Source organism: Ruegeria sp. YKSF131, from assembly GCF_059612645.1.
On record NZ_JBXWQZ010000040.1, the window covers coordinates 25557 to 43197 of the forward strand.

The following is a 17641-nucleotide window of genomic DNA, read 5'->3' on the forward strand; positions in this document are numbered from 1 at the left end:
ATACCCTCTGGTTTACGAAAAGGTGAAGCTCAGGAAGTTTACAGATCCGCATTGGGCCAAGGTTGTGCTTCAGACGTTATACAAGAGACTACGAACCAGCCCACCGCGACAACCCCGGTCTTTTCGAACTTTCAAGAAAGAAAAGATCAATTAGCACAGCCGTTTCTGTAGCGCCAACATCACCTTCATTCCGGTCGTCCCAGTCGTAATCATGGATTGAACCACGTGCAAGATACTAAGCTGACGCCCCTCAAAACGCGGTTTCAAGAAGGCAGCGCACTTCATCACGCGTCGTTTTGCGATCACGCGCGACGATGTCCGCCGCCACTTTGTTTTCGCATGGTCAACCCAATGCGCTTTCTCGGGACATCAACATCGACAACACGTACTTTAACCACCTGCCCGGTCTTAACCACGTCATGCGGATCTTTGACAAACCGGTCCGCCAGCTGGCTGACATGAACAAGCCCATCCTGATGCACACCGATATCCACAAAAGCGCCAAAAGCCGCGACGTTGGTGACTGTGCCTTCCAAAACCATTCCGGGTTTCAGATCGGTGATTTCTTCGATACCATCGGTGAATGATGCGGTGACGAAACTGGGTCTGGGGTCGCGTCCGGGCTTTTCAAGTTCGGCAAAGATGTCCCGAACCGTCGGCAGGCCGAAATCCTGAGTTACAAATTGTTCCGCCCGCAACCCCTTTAAAGCGCCATTATGGCCCATGATGTTTCGGATATCACGGCCGCAGGCGGCAACAACCCGGCGCGCAACGTCATAGGCTTCGGGGTGTACCGAAGACGCATCCAGCGGCTCGGAACCGTCCCTGATGCGCAGGAAGCCGGCGCATTGTTCGAACGCGCGCGGTCCAAGGCGGGCGACGGACAGCAAATCCTTCCGCGATAGGAAGGGCCCATTCAGATCGCGGTGGGTGACAATCGCTTCGGCTTGCGCTGGCCCCAGACCTGATACGCGTGACAGCAAAGGGGCGGACGCTGTGTTCAGATCGACCCCGACAGCATTCACCACATCCTCGATCGCGGAATCCAGCGACTGTGACAGGCGATGCTGATCCACATCATGCTGATACTGGCCGACACCAATGGATTTCGGTTCGATTTTTACAAGCTCGGCCAAAGGGTCCTGCAATCGGCGCGCAATCGAGACCGCACCACGTAGCGAGACATCCAGATCCGGAAACTCGCGCGCAGCCAGTTCAGAGGCGGAATAGACCGAAGCCCCAGCTTCTGACACCACCACTTTTGTTGGTGCTTTCACCTTCTTGGGTAGTAGCGCAAGAGTGTCTGCAACCAATTTTTCGGTTTCACGGCTGGCAGTCCCGTTCCCGATTGCGATCAGTTCGATCTGATGAGCAGATATCAGATTGAGGATACTGGCCTGTGCGCCACGCAAATCATTTTTCGGCTGAAATGGGTACAAGGTGTCAGTGGCAACGACCTTGCCGGTCGCATCAACGACAGCAGCCTTTACGCCCGTACGAATGCCCGGATCCAGACCCAATGTCGCCTTGGCACCTGCCGGCGCGGCAAACAGCAGGTCTTTGAGGTTTCGCGAGAAGACCTGAATGGCTTCGTCCTGCGCCCGGCTGCGCAGATCAGCCATCAGTTCGACCATCATGGACAGCGAAAGCTTTACCCGCCATGTCCAGCCCGCGACTTTGCGCAACCATGCGTCTGCCGGCCCCGTGCCACGTGTCTGTAGATGAGCGGCAACAATCGCCTCGGCCCGCGCGGCACCAAATTCCGGTTCAGGCGCGATATCCAGCGTGACGATGCCCTCTTTGGATGCCCGCAGCATCGCCAATGCCCGATGCGACGGCACGTCTGCCCACAATTCGGCATGGTCAAAGTAGTCGCTGAACTTTGCGCCGTCCTTTTCCTTGCCTTCGATGACCTTTGCGCTGAGCAGAGCCTCGCGCTGCATGAAGCTGCGCAATTCGCCCAGCAGTGCGGCGTTTTCCGTCAGCCGCTCGGTCAAAATGTCCCGCGCGCCGTTCAATGCATCCCGGGTCGTCGTTACCGCCTCGGTGAGGTACGCCGCGGCCAATGTTTCAGGGTCGCAGTTGCGGTCCGCCAGAATAGCGTCAACCAAAGGTTCAAGCCCATTTTCGCGCGCAATCATCGCCTTGGTGCGCCGTTTTGGCTTGTATGGCAGATAAATGTCTTCCAACTGCGCTTTGGTTTCGGCACGTGCTATGGATTGGCTCAGATCTTCTGTCAGTTTGCCCTGATCCTTGATCGAGTTCAGGACGGTCTCACGCCGCGCTTCAAGCTCGCGCAGATAGGTCAGCCGCTCGGACAGCAGACGCAACTGGGTGTCGTCCAATCCTCCGGTTGCTTCTTTTCGATACCGGGCGACAAAAGGCACGGTTGCTCCGTCGTCCAGTAGCTTGATCGCGGCACCGACCTGCTCGGATCGTGCATTAATCTCGGTGGCGATGGTGCGGGCGATACGGTCCAATGGGGCCTCCTGAAACGACGCTGGAAGAACTTCTTAACCAGCTGTTTCGGCAAGGGGAAGACCCTTGGTTCAATCTGAACCGGTCACAGATTGACGCCGCTCAGTTGCGGCGTGCAATCGACGATTCCAGCGTTGAGCGCAGTAGTTGCGCATCTAGCGGTTTGTAGAGCAAAGGCAGATTGGCGCGCTTGCAACGCTCGGCCAGTTCAGGTGATCGGTTGGCCGAGATAATGCAGCCGGGCAGAGGGCCAAACTCGTGCGTCAGGGCATGTATCGCGTCAACACCGGTTCTATCGTGATTTAACTGAAAATCGGCAACTATTGCGTCAGGCAGAATGTCAATTTCACGAAGTAGATTGATTGCTTCGTCTTCGCTTTCGCTCTCCAGAACCTCAACCCCCCAGGATTCGATGGTCATGGTCAGTGCACTACGGAGGTTTTCATCATTCTCAATCAACAATACGACCGTGTTACCAAGGACCTTGGAGCCCGGATCGCGGGCCGCAGGGGCGCTGCTGCAAATGGTCTGCTCTTCCTGCGCCAACGGCACTTCGACCGAGAATCCAGTTCCTTTGCCTACTTCGGAATACAGCTGGATTGGATGTTGCAACAGCCCACAGGCGCGCTCCACGATTGCAAGGCCCAATCCCATACCCTCTGCGGCGCTGGCATCAGAATGCAGGCGCTGAAATTCCTGAAAGACGAGGTCTCTTTGGTCTGACGCGATACCGATACCTGTATCCCAGACCTGCAAGGCAATTGCGCCTTTGCGACGCCGCACACCGACCAGAACCTTTCCGACCTCGGTATACCTGATCGCGTTCGAAAGCAGGTTCTGCAAAATCCGACGCAAATAGCTGGCGTCGCTGGTCACGCGCGCGTTCGTGTCAACAAAAGACAGCTCAAGCCCTTTTGCCTGCGCCACCGGGCGAAACGCATCTTCCATCTGCGAAAACAGCGTACTCACTGTTATGGTCGACAAATGCGCGGTGGCCCGCCCTGAATCAAGTTTCGAGATATCCAGCAGCGCTTCCAGAATGTGTTCAACACTGTTCAGCGCACTTTCAGCCTTTCCTGCAACGGTTCTTGCGTCGTCTTTGTCCAGACCGCTGCCCAGCGATGCAACATAAAGCTTTGCCGCTGACAGAGGTTGCAACAGGTCGTGACTGGCCGCTGCCACAAATCGCGACTTGGATGCGTTTGCACGCTCGGCCTCGTTCAAAGCGTCAGCCAGTTCCATCGTGCGCGATGTTACGCGCTGTTCCAGCAATTCTTTGGCCTCATATAAGGCCTGGGCGGATTTTCGTTCTGCGGTTACATCGGTGAAGGATATCACAAAACCGCGGTCGGGCATTTCCTGCGCAAAAACAGAAAGTATCTTCGACCTTCCACGGTGCATCTGAAATTGCAGAGGACGGCGATAGGTTTGCCGCGTCACCCAGTTCAGAAGATCGGCTTCCGTTACCCCCTTCTGGAACTTGATGTTCGTGCCAAGGCGATTGGACAGCGATTCAAACCGGGTCCCCATCTGAAACTGTGCGATCGGAATGGCCAGCAACTCACTGGCGCGGTTGTTCCAACCGATCAGACGGTGTTTGTTGTCAAAAATACAAACGCCCTGTTCAATATGTTCCAGCGTCGCGCGGATCAGCCTGGCCTTGTCATCCAGTATCCGGTCACGCTCCTGCCGTTCGATCCGCATGATATCGGTCACATCGGTTTGCAGGATAACGGTGCCGCCATCCGGCGTGCGGTGCTCAGACACTTGCGACCATCGATTGCCAACAAGCCGGACATTGAACACCACATGATCGTCTGTGTGCCGATCCAGACGGCTTTTGGCCCAGTCTGTCGGCGTCATCGTTTCAGGCAGGGATAGAAACCCGGATCGGCTGACCAGTTCGACATATTCGGCAAAGCTCAGCCCCGGGCTCAGCCGCTCCTGAATGTCAGGCATATGCAGACCAAAGCGGCTGTTGCACAGCACCAGTTTTTCGTCGCGATTGAAAAGGGCGAACCCCTCTTGCACCGTTTCGATTGCATTGGCCAGGTCAGCGCGTGCGGCTTCTGTGTCCTTGTTCGCCTGTGCCAGCCTGGCATTGGAATCGTTCAGCAATTCAAGGGCACGCTCCAGATCATTCGTCCGGGCGCGGACCTCTTGTTCAAGCACGGCCGCGCGCTGAAACTGCGCATAAGCTGCACCTGACGCATCGGTGGATTCTTCAACCCGGCGCATCAACGCTTCGGCGATCTTGCGAAGTTTTTCGTTCTGGCGGTCAACCGAGTCCGTGGGATCTGTAAGATGCTCGATCATACGTTACTCTTTCTCCGGTGGATAAATCGCAACACCCGTCAGAGTTTGGTTCACATGGATTGAGTTGTACTGCTCTCCGTAGGTTGAAAATCCGACAACGTGGTTGCGGGCCAGAATGTCCGAGATTTCGCGAGTCTTTTGCTTTTCCTGCGCTTCCAGTCGGCGGAGAATGCAGTCGCAACCCAGAATTGTGTCGGGTTGCCGTTTCTCGGTCAGAAGGCCGATTTCTTCCTCAAGGTGCTCGACCATGTCCCTTGGTTCGGCCAGCGTCAGCACAAGCCCTTCATCAATGGCCGAGAAAAAGACAAGGTCCCCGTTGCCCGCCACCTGCTGAATGGCGCGGACGTGATGCTGCCCACCAATCTGCACAACAACGGGGTGCGCCGCAAAGGTGAATGTCGTCAGTTGTTCCGGATCCTTGCCAAGGATACGGGCGTACTCGCGGGCGGCGGGCTCGGCATTGATCTCCTCAACGATGCGTTTTGCCGGATCCGCCTTGGTTACGACCATACGCCGGGTCGTTGGAACCAGATGATCAGTTTTGAACACCTTGATCGGGCACCGCGTACGAACCTGAGTCAGTATGGCAGCATTGCTCAGTGCTTTGCCCTGATGCAGCACATAGGTACGCCCGAACCGGGTTCCATCACCGGCCGATCCGCCAAACAATGGCACCGGCCCCAAGCCGACGGCCAACTCGGAGGTCAACGCATCCTCTTTGGTCGACAATCCGTCGATCATCAGGAACGTAAACTCATGGCTCCAGTCGGGCGCCGTGACCATCATGGCATTTCGGTTGTGGATCATCTCGTTGATGATGCTTTCCGCCTCAAAATCGTTCAGATCGGAAACTAGGACCGTACGCGTGTCGAAATGGGATTGCGGGAGGCCGATTGCGACGATCTGGTCTTCGCAATAACCGCTATCCGCAAGTTCTCCGGCGGTGGTGCAGCCAACCACCGGCGTAGGCGCAAACACCTGCTCGGCTTTGGCAATGACCGCAGCGGCGTCCGCGTTCGGACTGACGAACAATATCACCAGTGCAAGTGGCTCAGCCCCGATTTGACGTTCGAGCACCCCAAGCGCCTGCCCGGTGTCGTAACGCACGAAAGCCGTTTTGACGATGCCTGTTGCACCGGTCCGGGCTGTCGCCCACCCGACTGCTTGGTCCATCGAGCCTCCTCCCTAAAGCGCGACGATGTGGTGAGAGTATGACGCTTAGCCTTGGTCTTGCAAGACGCTGGCAAACGAAGCTTTCTTTGCAATCAGAACGGCTTGCGTCCGGCTTTGCACACCCAGTTTCCGCATGATTGCCGTGACATGCGCTTTGACCGTGGGTTCCGCAATGGACAGGTCATAGGCAATCTGCTTGTTCAGTTTACCTTCGCAGATCAGTTGCAGGATGCGGGCTTGCTGATTTGTCAGTGTCGCAAGCCGATTGACCGCGTCGGCGTGTTCATCCTCTTCAACATTGATCAGAACGCATCCTTCGGGCACAAAAACTTTGCCGGAATGCACTGTCTCGAATGCCAGGCGAAACACATCGCGTTGGCTATGCTTGGGTACATAACCCGATGCACCCGCCTGAATCACCTGACTGACAACGCGATTATCCGTCATCGAGGACACCACAATAACCGGGGCATTCGCAGCAGCCTTCAGACGGACAAGGCCGTCCAGCCCTTCCACATCCGGCAGGTTGAGGTCCAGCATGACCGCGTCCGGTTTCAGCCCCCCTGATAGAAGTTCCATCGCGCCTTCCAGTCGGTCTGCGGTATGGATTTCGCCGATCTGCGCCACGCTTTGCAAGGTCATCGACAGCGCGTCGCAAAACAGGGGGTGGTCATCGACGATCAGCACTTTCTCGAAGCCAGACCTTACAACGGAGTCAGCAAGCATTTGGTATTGCCTTTTTTCAATCAGATTGTCCCCAGCTTACCCAATCCTAACAACGAAAGTAATCTGCGCCTACTGGCCCAAAGTCGTACATAAGACCGGCTCGGCGTCACCTACACCCAAGGTCTAATAGGCAGGGCGAAAAACACCACGTAGCGTAAGAAAAAACACCTGGAGAAGAGAAATGGAGCTTAGCGACAGCCGCGTCATCGCCGCGCCGCGATCCAAGGTCTGGGATGCGCTTTTGTCGGTTGAGGTTCTGAAAGAATGCGTTCCGGGATGTCAGGAAATGACGGGCTCGGTCGATGACGGGTTCGAAGCGACGGTGGTGCAGAAAGTTGGCCCCGTCAAAGCGACCTTCAAAGGGGCCGTTACCCTTTCTGATATCGTAACGCTTGAAAGCGTGAAGCTCTCGGGTGAAGGTAAGGGTGGGGCTGCGGGTTTTGCCAAGGGTGCGGCCGATGTCAGTTTGTCTGATGTGCCCGAAGGTACTCTGCTGACCTATACCGTCGACGCACGTGTCGGTGGCAAGCTGGCCCAGCTTGGCAGCCGGGTCATTGATGGAGTCGCCAGAAAAATGGCCGACCGGTTCTTTGAAAACTTTCAGAACGCGGTCGAACCGGAAAAAACGCCCGATCCGGAAACCTCGGATCAGGTTCAAGCCGAACCTTCGGCCGAAGATGAAGAAGGCGAAGCAAAAAAAGGTTGGTTCAAGCGCGTATTGGGCGGTTGAACCGTTGGAATTCAGGGAGGAGAAAGTCATGAAAATTTCCATGACCGTGAACGGCAAGGCCGTAAGCGGCGAGGTCGAGGGCCGGACATTACTGTCCGGCTTTCTGCGCGAGCAACTGTCATTGACGGGCACGCATGTCGGCTGTGATACGGCCCAGTGCGGCGCTTGCGTTGTACATGTGAATGGTCAGGCCGTGAAGTCGTGCAATATGCTGGCGGTCGAAGCCGACGGCGCTGATGTTGGCACCATCGAAGGTCAGGCAAATGCGGACGGTTCGCTGAACGTGATCCAGCAAGCCTTTCAGGATCATCACGGCCTTCAATGCGGGTTCTGTACTCCGGGTATGGTGATGAGCGCCGCAGCGCTGCTGAAAGACAACCCGCGCCCATCTGAGGCCGAAATCCGGAAATACCTGGAAGGCAACCTGTGCCGCTGCACAGGGTACCACAATATCGTCAAGGCGATCATGGCCGCCTCTGGCCAGGACGTCGGCAGTATCGCCGCGGAATGATGCCGCTGCGGGCGTAAATGTTGCGCCCGTGGGACAAGTGAAGGGTGCAACAGCATCCGTTTATGGGAGGAGAACAAGCAATGCCCAAAGACAGTGGCATCGGAGCCAGCTCCAAGCGGCGCGAGGACGTCCGCTTTCTGACCGGAGCAGGCAACTACACCGACGACATCAATGTACGTGGCCAGGCTTACGTATATTTCCTGCGGTCCGACATCGCGCATGGGCGGATCAATTCTGTGGATACATCAACGGCCGAGGGTATGCCCGGCGTGGTCAGGATATTCACCGGCAAAGACTTTGAAGGCGTGGGCGGAATGCCCTGTGGCTGGGAAGTGACCGACAAGCACGGCGCACCGATGCAGGAACCGCCACATCCCATTCTAGCACAGGGCAAGGTGCGCCACGTGGGCGATCCCATTGCCGCCGTGGTGGCTGACAGTCTGGAACAGGCCCGTGACGCGGTTGAGGCTATTGATCTGGATATCGAGGAACTGCCCGCCGTGATCGACATGAAATCCGCCGCGCAGGAAGGCGCGACGCTGGTTCATGACGATCTGAAAAACAACATCTGCTACGACTGGCAGCTGGGTGAGGCCGACGACGCAAAGGTGAACGACGTCTTTACCAACGCGGCGCACGTTACCAAGCTGGATCTGGTGAACAACCGGCTGGTCGCCAACCCGATGGAACCGCGCGTGGCCGTGGCGGAATACAGCCGGGGCACGGATGAATATACGCTCTATACCACTTCGCAGAACCCGCATGTCATCCGCTTGTTGATGTGCGCCTTCGTTCTGGGTTTGCCGGAACATAAAGTCCGCGTCGTGGCCCCGGATGTGGGTGGTGGATTTGGCACCAAGATATTCCACTATGCGGAAGAAGCGTTCTGCACCTTTGCCGCCAAAGCCTGCAACCGCCCAGTCAAGTGGACCGCCAGCCGGTCCGAGGCGTTCATGTCGGATGCGCAGGGTCGTGACCATGTCAGCACGATTGAACTGGCTCTGGATGCGGATAACAACTTTATCGGGCTGCGGACCAACACCTATGCCAATCTGGGCGCTTATCTTTCGACCTTCTCCAGCTCGGTGCCGACATGGCTGCACGGGACGCTGATGGCAGGCAACTATAAGACCCCGGTCATTCAGGTAAATGTGAAGGCGATGTTTACAAACACGGTGCCGGTGGACGCCTATCGCGGCGCTGGCCGCCCCGAAGCAACCTTCCAGCTGGAGCGTGTCATCGACAAGGCCGCCCGCGAGTTGGGTGTGGATCCGATCGCCCTGCGTCGCCAGAACTTTGTCACGCAGTTCCCCTATGACACGCCAGTGGCGCTGACTTACGACACCGGGGACTACAACGGGACAATGGACAAGCTTGAGGCTGCTGCCGATCTGGCAGGCTTTGCCGCCCGCCGTGCAAAAAGCGAGGCCAACGGCAAGCTGCGGGGCCTGGGTGTCAACTGCTATATCGAGGCCTGCGGTATCGCGCCGTCGAACATCGTTGGCATGCTGGGGGCCCGGGCGGGTCTTTATGATGCCGCGACCGTTCGGGTTAATGCCACCGGTTCGATCAGCGTCATGGTCGGCGCGCACAGCCATGGTCAGGGGCATGAGACGGCCTTCCCGCAGGTTGTGGCCGACATGATCGGCATCGACGAGTCGATGGTCGAGATCGTGCATGGTGACACCTCGAAGATCCCGTTTGGCATGGGCACCTATGGCTCACGCTCGCTGGCGGTTTGTGGATCGGCGATGGTCAAGGCGACCGAAAAAGTGATCGACAAGGCCAAGAAGATCGCCGCCCACCTGTTGGAAGCGTCCGAGGCGGATATCGAGCTGAAGGACGGTCAGTTCAGTGTTGCGGGGACCGACAAGTCGGTGGCATGGGGGGATGTGACCCTCACGGCTTATGTCCCGCACAACTATCCGCTGGAAGTTGAACCGGGACTGGAAGAAACCGCGTTTTATGACCCGGCCAACTTTACTTTCCCGGCAGGGGCTTATGCATGTGAGGCCGAGGTTGATCCGGACACAGGTCAGGTCACGATTGAGAAGTTCACGGCTGCGGATGACTTCGGCAATATCGTCAATCCGATGATCGTTGATGGACAAGTGCATGGCGGTATTGGTCAGGGCATCGGTCAGGCCTTGCTTGAAAACTGTGCCTATGACGAGAATGGCCAACTGCTGAGCGCGTCCTTCATGGACTACGCGATGCCACGCGCTGATGACGTCCCGTTCTACAGCGTCGATCATTCAAGCCAGACGCCCTGTACACACAATCCGCTTGGTGTGAAGGGTTGCGGCGAGGCCGGAGCGATCGGTTCGCCGCCGGCGGTGGTCAACGCGGTTCTGGACGCACTGAACTCGGGCGGAAAGGCTGTTGATCATATCGACATGCCGATGAGCCCGTCACGCGTTTGGACGGCGATGCATGGTTGAGAGGTTGGGGAGCGAGGGGCCAGCCCCTCGCGCTCCCCGGGATATTTATAGCCAGATGAAGGGCGGATCAGCGCCTTTCGGAAAGGAAGAACGAAATGTACAATTTCGAGTTTGAGAAGCCCTCGACCATTGCTGACGCGGTTGCAGCATTGGCAGCAGAGGATGCGCAAGCGTTGGGAGGTGGGCAAACCCTGATCCCGACATTGAAACAGCGATTGGCGGCACCGTCCAAACTGGTGTCGATGGGCGGCATAGCAGAGATGCAAGGCGTCTGCGTTGATGATGACGGCTCGGTCTCAGTTGGGGGTGCAACACCCCACGCTGTCGTTGCTCGCGACGTTGCGGGGTCTTATCCCGCGCTGGCGGCATTGGCTGGACAAATTGGCGACCCGGCAGTGCGCAATCGTGGAACCATCGGTGGTTCGGTTGCGAACAATGACCCGGCTGCCTGTTATCCGGCGGGTGTGCTGGGATCGGGCGCAACCGTGGTGACCAACGCGCGTCAAATTGCGGCAGATGACTTTTTTCAGGGCATGTTCACCACAGCCCTGGATGAAGGAGAGATCATCACCTCGATCCGCTTTCCGGTTCCGCAGGCGGCAAGCTATCAAAAATTCCTGCAACCAGCATCGCGGTTTGCACTTGTTGGGGTATATTTGGCCCGTTTCACGGACGGCGTGCGCGTGGCGGTGACCGGGGCAAGTGAGGATGGCGTCTTCCGTTGGAGCGAAGCCGAGCAGGCGCTGAACAAGGAGTTTCGCCCGGACGCTTTGATGGACCTTCGGATTAACCCCGCCAACATGATCGCTGATTTACATGGCAGCAAGGAATACCGGGCGCATCTTGTGTCGATCATGACCAAACGCGCCGTTGAAGCCTGCATGTAGGCATTTCACGACAAGATGCTCAAAAGTCCCGGTTTTTACCGGGGCTTTTTCGTTGAGATATGGTTTTGGTGTCTCACCAAGGTCGGGCTGGCCAGCACTTTTCCGTTGTTTGAGGGTCGTGGCCAGTGTCTGCGCAAAATGAAATCAGGCCGCCCATTTCCGGGCGGCCTGATCAAGTCATAAACTAAGCTTTCGCTTTATTCGGCGGCTTGTGCACCTGTAGCGGCGTGTTTGTCACGCTGGCTGTCGCGGAACAAAGCTTTGGCCAGAGCAATACACATCAGACCCATCACAGCAGTAAAGGGCAATGCTCCGATGATCATTGCGTTTCGCAGCGCATCCATCGGGTTGTTTTCACCGGCTGCGAGGATCAGCGCGCCGATCACAGCCGTCAGGATGACACCCCAGATGATGCGGTGCTTGATGCCCGTCTCCTGGCTGCCACCCGACATGATGGTGTTCATCACGAGAATGCCCGAGTCTGCCGACGTGACGAGGAATGTCATGATCAGGATCACGCACATCACGTTCAGCATTGACAGCAGACCACCGTCAATCATGTAAGATAGTGTCACGAACAGCTTGTTGGTGTTCGATGCGCCGATGATTGCACCTTCTGCAGCGCCTGCCAGTTCCAGATCAATCGCAGTTCCTCCCAGAACAGTCATCCATGCAAAGCACACCAAAGCCGGGGCGAACACACAGCCTACGATGAACTCGCGGACAGAGCGTCCTTTCGAAATGCGCGCGAGGAACAGGCCCACGAAGGGCGAGAACGCAATCCACCAAGCCCAGTAGAACGTGGTCCAACCCGATTGCCAGCCGAACTGACGCCCCTGCTCACCCGCCGCATAAACGGCTGCCAGGGTTGCTTCATCCAACTCTGCTGCTGCCCCTTCCAGGCCACTCTTGAAACCGTCAAAGCTGCCCCACGCATTGGTAGCTCCGCCCATCAGATCATTGGCATGGGCTTGTGCTTCGGCAGGCAAAGCCGCAGCGAAGGCTTCAACTGACAGCGGGCCATAGGCGTTAAAGCTGAGCGACAGGATATGCAGGATATAGTCGACCATTGCCGTTCCATAAGTGGTCATGGCAAAGACGAACGAGCCGAAGACGATAAATGTGCCCAACAGGATGATCGACAATACGAGGTTCAGGTTCGACAGGTATTTAACACCACGACCAACGCCTGATACGGCCGAAATAATCGACAGACTCATGATGATGACCAGGCCGGCGATCAAACCTACTTTGCTTGGGGTTGGAACTTCGCCACCCAGATCCATGACCCACTCCATACCGGTGATGGCATAAAGCCCGTCGATGAACTGGCTGACACCATAGCCGATGGTGACGGAAACACCGAGGATCGTTGCAACAACACCCAGAACGTCAACCACATGGCCGAAGAAACCATTGACGAAGCGGCCGAACAGGGGCGTCAGTGCCGAGCGGATGGTGAGAGGCATGTCGCGGGTATAAGCGTAATATGCCAGCGACAAACCGGTCACCACATAGATGGCCCAAGCGTGAAACCCGTAGTGCAAGAAGGTATAGCGGTAAGCCGACTGCAGTGCTTCGGGTGTATTTCCAACGACCGCCTCGGATACGACTTCGGGGTTCGAACCCCACAGCCCCAACGGTTCTGCGGTTGCAAAAACCATCAGACCAACACCCAGGCCGGCGCCGAACATCATGGAGAACCATGAGAAGTTCGAAAACTCGGGCTTTTCACCGGGTGTTCCCATCACACGGCGACCCGTGGACGGAATAGCGGCGACAACGGCCAGAAAAACGAGGAACAACCCGACAATGACAATGTAGAAGCTGTTGAAAAGCTCAAGCAGCCGCCCGTTCAGGCTGCCAAGCGTGCCGTTTGCATTTGCAGGAAATACCAGTGCCCACAAAACCAGCGCGACCATGATGGCCTTGCTGATCAGGGCAATTGGGACGCTGTAGTTTTCGTAAAAACCGGCATCCGCCGTCTTTATCTCAACGTCCGTGAATGGATCGGGTATCGACATATTGCGTTTTCCTCCGTGTGTTCGCCATTTCTTGTTCTTCTGATTTTGGCTTGGGGTGCACCGCGCGGGACGGCGAAAATAACATGCCCAATGCACCAAACGATCAGCGAGTTGACTGCAACTCAGCTGAGACTTACGGGGAAGACCACACACCATGTGGGATCGCCCACCGCTCTTTTCCTCCCGGATTGTTCTCGCTTGCAAAAGCTGTTGGCTCGAAGTGGCAAGTCTGTCTGCCGTTGAACCTGGTTGCAGCTTCGCAAGAAGTGGTTGCGCCCTTCAATTCGGGGAAACCTATGACAGAGGTTAGGGCAGCTCACCCAAGATTCCGACACATATGCAACTTGAAACGACGCTCACAGGTACTCGAAACAGGTGTTAGCGAGAACAAGTAAAGGGCATGAATGTGGCTCCTTCTACAGTTTCAATACCAGTTTACCCGACTTGGCCCGCGAAACGCATGTGCACAGGAACTCATGCGTTTCCTGCTCTTGCGGGGTAAGTATACCGTCGCGATGATCGACTTCGCCGGAAACGACATCAATGATACAGGTTCCGCAAAGCCCTTCGGAGCAGCCGAAATCAACCTGCACACCATTGGCCTGCAAAACCTCCAGAATGGATTGGTCCTTGCCAACGGGATAGATCGCACCAGTCGACTGGATCTCGATCTGGAAATCGGCGTTCGGGGCATGTTCAATGTCCGACGCGGCGGCGAACCGTTCAAAGTGTATCGCGCCGCCGCGCAGCAAGGCACCAGCCTCCAGTACCGCATTCAGCATCGGTTCAGGGCCGCAGGTATATACGTCTGCGCCCATCGGCATCGATTGCATGACAGATCTCAGATCGAACACCCCGTCTGTGTTATCACAATGCAAATGATACCATTCATCAAGTCCAAGCGCCCGGAATTGTGCATCCATCGCCGCGTATTCTTTTGATCGAACAAGATAATAGACACGAAAATCCTGCCCTCGGTTCAGCAGCTCACGTGCCATTGCAACCAGTGGAGTGGCCCCGATGCCGCCAGCGATCAAAGTGACGTGCCGATCATGGCTTTCAAGTTTGAAGTGGTTGCGGGGGCCGCCGATTTCCACGGTCGCGCCCTCTTGCAGGTCATGCATCGCCAGTGACCCGCCTCGCCCCTTGTCTTCGCGTTTGACGGCCACGTTGATCAGGCGTCCATCCTGGCTCCAGCTCCACAGCGAGTATTGCCGTATCAGACCGTCTTCAAGATGGATGTCCACATGCGCTCCGGGCTCGAGGCTGGTGAAGCGCCCGCTTTCGATCTCGAAACAGAAGTCAGAGGTGTCGGGGCTGAGCGGCGTTTTTCGCACAAGGCGGGCGACTTGAGTATCCATCACTTGTCCTGTTCGGTCTCACGTGGCGTACATTCTGCGTCGTTCAGCAAACAACAGGAAAAAAGATAGATTTCAATTGCAAAATTTCTAACATTCGGGTGAATTGAGCTCACCCAGAGTTCAAAAGCCGACAAACCTCCATGTCTCGACGCCACTACAACCTTCCCCCTCTTACGACTTTATCGGCCTTTGAAGCCGCCGCTCGGCATCTCAGCTTCAAGGAAGCCGCGAGTGAGCTTTCCGTGACGCCGGGTGCCGTCAGTCATCAGATTAAGGCGCTGGAAGGTGAGCTGGGCGCGGCACTTTTTGTCCGAAAGCACCGCGGTGTGGAACTGACCGAGGATGGGCAAGACCTGTTTGAGGCACTCGGCGCTTCGTTCAGGCAGATTTCAAAGGTACTTGAAAAGATTCGCAGCAACGATGTCGAGAACCACGTAACCGTTGGGTCAACCACTGCCGTCGCCGCACTTTGGCTGTCGCCGTCTGTCATCCGGTTCTGGCAAGATTATCCGCACGTGAAAGTGAACCAGATGGCGCAGGACAAGGCGTTCACGGACCGGCCGGATATCGACTTGTTCATCCGCTATGGCCGGGACGCGAACGCGCAACTCACGCACACGAAACTGTATCGCGATATCCTGACACCCGTTTGCAGCCCCCAGATGGCCGCGGACCTTAAAGGGGCCAGCCTTGAAGACCTCGTGCAGCGGCGGCTGATCCATCTTGAAACGCAGGACAGTACCTGGACGACCTGGTCATCCTGGTTCCACGACCTCGGGTTTTCTGGGGTTGTTCCCGTGGAATCGCGGGTGAACAGCTATGCGCTTGCCCTTCAGGTGGCGCGTAAAGGGGCGGGTCTTGCGCTGGGGTGGAAACGTCTGGTCCAGCCCATGCTCGCATCAGGGAAACTCGTCGCATTAGAGGAATTCAGCCTGCCCGCCCCGGATAATTTCTATCTTGTCGGTCGTCCGGACGATCAGCTTTCGGAAGGGGCGCTGGCTCTCAAGAATTGGTTGCTTAACGAACTGTCTGAAGGTTCGGTTTAGCCTGCCTCAATTTGCCATTAGGTTTTTTAGTATTGAACGTGGGCGGCCTCGGCCGCCAATGGATGCAGCGATAAACTCATTCAAAATCACTCAGGAGTGGCCGATGAACAAGCACGCACCGCTTTCGTCTGTTCTGACACCGGTAAACACCGCAAAGGGTCTGCCGAACGAGCATTATATTGATCCCGCAGTTTTTGCCGAAGAACGGGATGCGGTCTTGTTTGCGAACTGGTCCGGCATCGGCTTTGGCAAAGACATTCCAGAGGCGGGAGATGCGTATCCGATCGATTTCCTGGGTGTGCCGCTGTTGATGGTACGCGATCGCGACGGTCAGATCGGCGTGTTCCAGAACACCTGTCGCCATCGCGGCATGATTTTGGTCGACAAGCCGCAAAAAATCCGCGGCGCGATCCGCTGCCCCTATCACAGCTGGTGCTATGGCTTGAATGGTGAACTGCGGACTGCCCCTCATGTCGGTGGCCCCGGGCAGAACACCCATGAGGATCTAGATTTCGCCGAGTTGGGCCTTATCCGCATCCGCTCGTATGTCTGGCGGGATGTTGTCTTTGTCAATGTCAGCGGCGATGCTCCGGAATTCGAAAATGTCCATGGCGAGTTGATGGAACGCTGGAAAGAATTCGATCAACCAATGTATCACGGTGGCGCTGGCGCATCGGTTTATCTTGAGTTGAACTCGAACTGGAAACTGGCTGTTGAGAACTACTGCGAAAGCTATCACCTGCCTTGGGTTCACCCCGGCCTGAACAGCTATTCGCGTCTGGAAGATCACTACAACATCAACGAACTGGGCAAGTATTCGGGTCAGGGCACCTATGTCTACCGCCAGTTCGAGGGTCACGATGGCGAAAAGCTGGATGATTTCGAGAACCTGAGTGAGCAGTGGACTGACGGCGCGGAATATATCGTCGTTTACCCGAATACCCTGCTGGGTGTTCAGCGTGACCACGGCTTTGCTTTCCTCATCGATCCGATCACGCATGAGCGTTCGAACGAACGGATTGAGCTCTACTACGCCAAAAAACCCGAAGACGCGCCCGAACACGAAGCACTGCGTGCCAAGAACGCGCAACTGTGGAAGACGGTGTTCGAGGAAGACGTCTTTGTGGTTGAAGGCATGCAGAAAGGCCGTCACGGCGTGAAATTCGATGGCGGTCGTTTCTCGCCCGCGATGGACGGCCCGACCCATTGTTTTCACCATTGGGTGGCCACGCAGATCGAAAAAGCCCGCGCTGAAGCGTAAGCAATCCTGAAAAGTCGATCTGGTTAGGCCTGACTGACCAGATTGCGGATCGGTTGTAACAACAGCAGACGGGACCGCGTTGCGTCTTTTGTCTCCTAGAGGACAGCTGGTGTGAATTCGCTGAAAGGATCACAGTGGATCTGAACAAACTCGATAAACAACTCTTGCGAGCCCATGAGGAAAAAGATGTACCCGCATTGATCCGGCTGTATCACGAAGCAGCGATTCTGGCCGAACAACGTCAGGATCATGAAGCCTCGTGTTTCTACCTGACCCACGCATTTGTGTTTGCGTTGGAATATGGCGCGCCGGAAGCAGATGAGTTGAACCTAAAGCTGTTTGAACGTGGCCGCGCACACCGATTGACGTTCTGACGAATTCGTTTGCTTAAGCGTATTGCGCCGTCAGGCATTCTCCAAATTTGAGTTTAGCTGACTTCATTCGATCTCGAATTTTGTCGACATTGTCGATGGGTCAGTCTTCATGAAAGAACAAGCGCGAACGAAAACGCGCGAGATAGCCAAAATGCGAAACGAAGCTCAGGCCGTGGTCATCGGCGGAGGAGTGATCGGGTGCTCGATCCTGTATCATTTGACCAAACTGGGATGGTCCGATGTAGTTCTGTTGGAGCGGGACGAGCTGACCTCGGGGTCAACCTGGCACGCAGCCGCCAACATTCATGGATTG

14 protein-coding genes are annotated in these 17641 nt (G+C 56.3%); 8 read left to right on the forward strand and 6 right to left on the reverse strand.

The window, feature by feature from the left end; translation table 11 throughout:
* Window positions 1–302: 302 nt before the first annotated feature.
* The 4 genes from AC2FLZ_RS14335 to AC2FLZ_RS14350 all read right to left on the reverse strand — a co-directional run bounded on the left by AC2FLZ_RS14335 (window position 303) and on the right by AC2FLZ_RS14350 (window position 6693).
* Window positions 303–2480 (reverse strand): Tex family protein, encoded by a 2178-nt coding sequence (locus AC2FLZ_RS14335; RefSeq protein WP_496882318.1) that lies wholly within the window; start codon window positions 2478–2480, stop codon window positions 303–305.
* A 100-nt stretch (window positions 2481–2580) separates the two neighbouring features.
* Window positions 2581–4794, reverse strand: a complete 2214-nt coding sequence (locus AC2FLZ_RS14340; protein WP_496882319.1) for a hybrid sensor histidine kinase/response regulator — start codon at window positions 4792–4794, stop codon at window positions 2581–2583.
* Between the two features lie 3 nt (window positions 4795–4797).
* Window positions 4798–5967, reverse strand: coding sequence for an FIST N-terminal domain-containing protein (locus tag AC2FLZ_RS14345; protein WP_480477321.1), 1170 nt, complete (start codon window positions 5965–5967; stop codon window positions 4798–4800).
* A gap of 45 nt (window positions 5968–6012) precedes the next feature.
* Window positions 6013–6693 (reverse strand): response regulator, encoded by a 681-nt coding sequence (locus tag AC2FLZ_RS14350; protein ID WP_480484332.1) that lies wholly within the window; start codon window positions 6691–6693, stop codon window positions 6013–6015.
* Window positions 6694–6874: 181 nt separating this feature from the next.
* On the opposite strand from AC2FLZ_RS14350, the gene AC2FLZ_RS14355 reads away from it, so the two are divergent.
* From AC2FLZ_RS14355 to AC2FLZ_RS14370, 4 genes are all read left to right on the forward strand, one after another.
* Complete coding sequence (locus AC2FLZ_RS14355) at window positions 6875–7423, forward strand: SRPBCC family protein (RefSeq protein ID WP_480520524.1); 549 nt, start codon at window positions 6875–6877, stop codon at window positions 7421–7423.
* Window positions 7424–7451: 28 nt separating this feature from the next.
* Window positions 7452–7934, forward strand: a complete 483-nt coding sequence (locus tag AC2FLZ_RS14360) for a (2Fe-2S)-binding protein (protein ID WP_209507073.1) — start codon at window positions 7452–7454, stop codon at window positions 7932–7934.
* Between the two features lie 80 nt (window positions 7935–8014).
* Complete coding sequence (locus AC2FLZ_RS14365) at window positions 8015–10375, forward strand: xanthine dehydrogenase family protein molybdopterin-binding subunit (protein WP_496882320.1); 2361 nt, start codon at window positions 8015–8017, stop codon at window positions 10373–10375.
* A gap of 95 nt (window positions 10376–10470) precedes the next feature.
* A complete protein-coding gene (locus tag AC2FLZ_RS14370) occupies window positions 10471–11262 on the forward strand; it encodes an FAD binding domain-containing protein (RefSeq protein ID WP_496882321.1) in 792 nt (263 codons plus the stop codon).
* A gap of 197 nt (window positions 11263–11459) precedes the next feature.
* Here the strand turns inward: AC2FLZ_RS14370 and AC2FLZ_RS14375 are convergent, their stop codons facing one another.
* Together AC2FLZ_RS14375 and AC2FLZ_RS14380 are read right to left on the reverse strand one after the other, a co-directional pair.
* Window positions 11460–13286: a BCCT family transporter gene (locus AC2FLZ_RS14375; protein ID WP_480477333.1), complete on the reverse strand. Its 1827-nt coding sequence runs from the start codon at window positions 13284–13286 to the stop codon at window positions 11460–11462.
* Window positions 13287–13702: 416 nt separating this feature from the next.
* Window positions 13703–14647 carry a PDR/VanB family oxidoreductase gene (locus AC2FLZ_RS14380; RefSeq protein ID WP_496822209.1) on the reverse strand — a complete coding sequence of 315 codons (945 nt, stop codon included), beginning with the start codon at window positions 14645–14647 and terminating at the stop codon, window positions 13703–13705.
* 140 nt (window positions 14648–14787) lie between these two features.
* Between AC2FLZ_RS14380 and AC2FLZ_RS14385 the strand changes: the two genes are divergently transcribed.
* The 4 genes from AC2FLZ_RS14385 to AC2FLZ_RS14400 form a co-directional block, all read left to right on the forward strand.
* Entirely contained in the window at window positions 14788–15693 is a 906-nt protein-coding gene (locus AC2FLZ_RS14385; protein WP_496715853.1) for a LysR substrate-binding domain-containing protein, read from the forward strand.
* Between the two features lie 103 nt (window positions 15694–15796).
* Window positions 15797–16954: an aromatic ring-hydroxylating oxygenase subunit alpha gene (locus tag AC2FLZ_RS14390; RefSeq protein WP_480477339.1), complete on the forward strand. Its 1158-nt coding sequence runs from the start codon at window positions 15797–15799 to the stop codon at window positions 16952–16954.
* A gap of 134 nt (window positions 16955–17088) precedes the next feature.
* Entirely contained in the window at window positions 17089–17328 is a 240-nt protein-coding gene (locus AC2FLZ_RS14395; RefSeq protein ID WP_496882322.1) for a hypothetical protein, read from the forward strand.
* Between the two features lie 151 nt (window positions 17329–17479).
* Window positions 17480–17641: FAD-dependent oxidoreductase (locus AC2FLZ_RS14400; protein ID WP_496882323.1), on the forward strand; the 162-nt coding region annotated here is incomplete at its 3' end.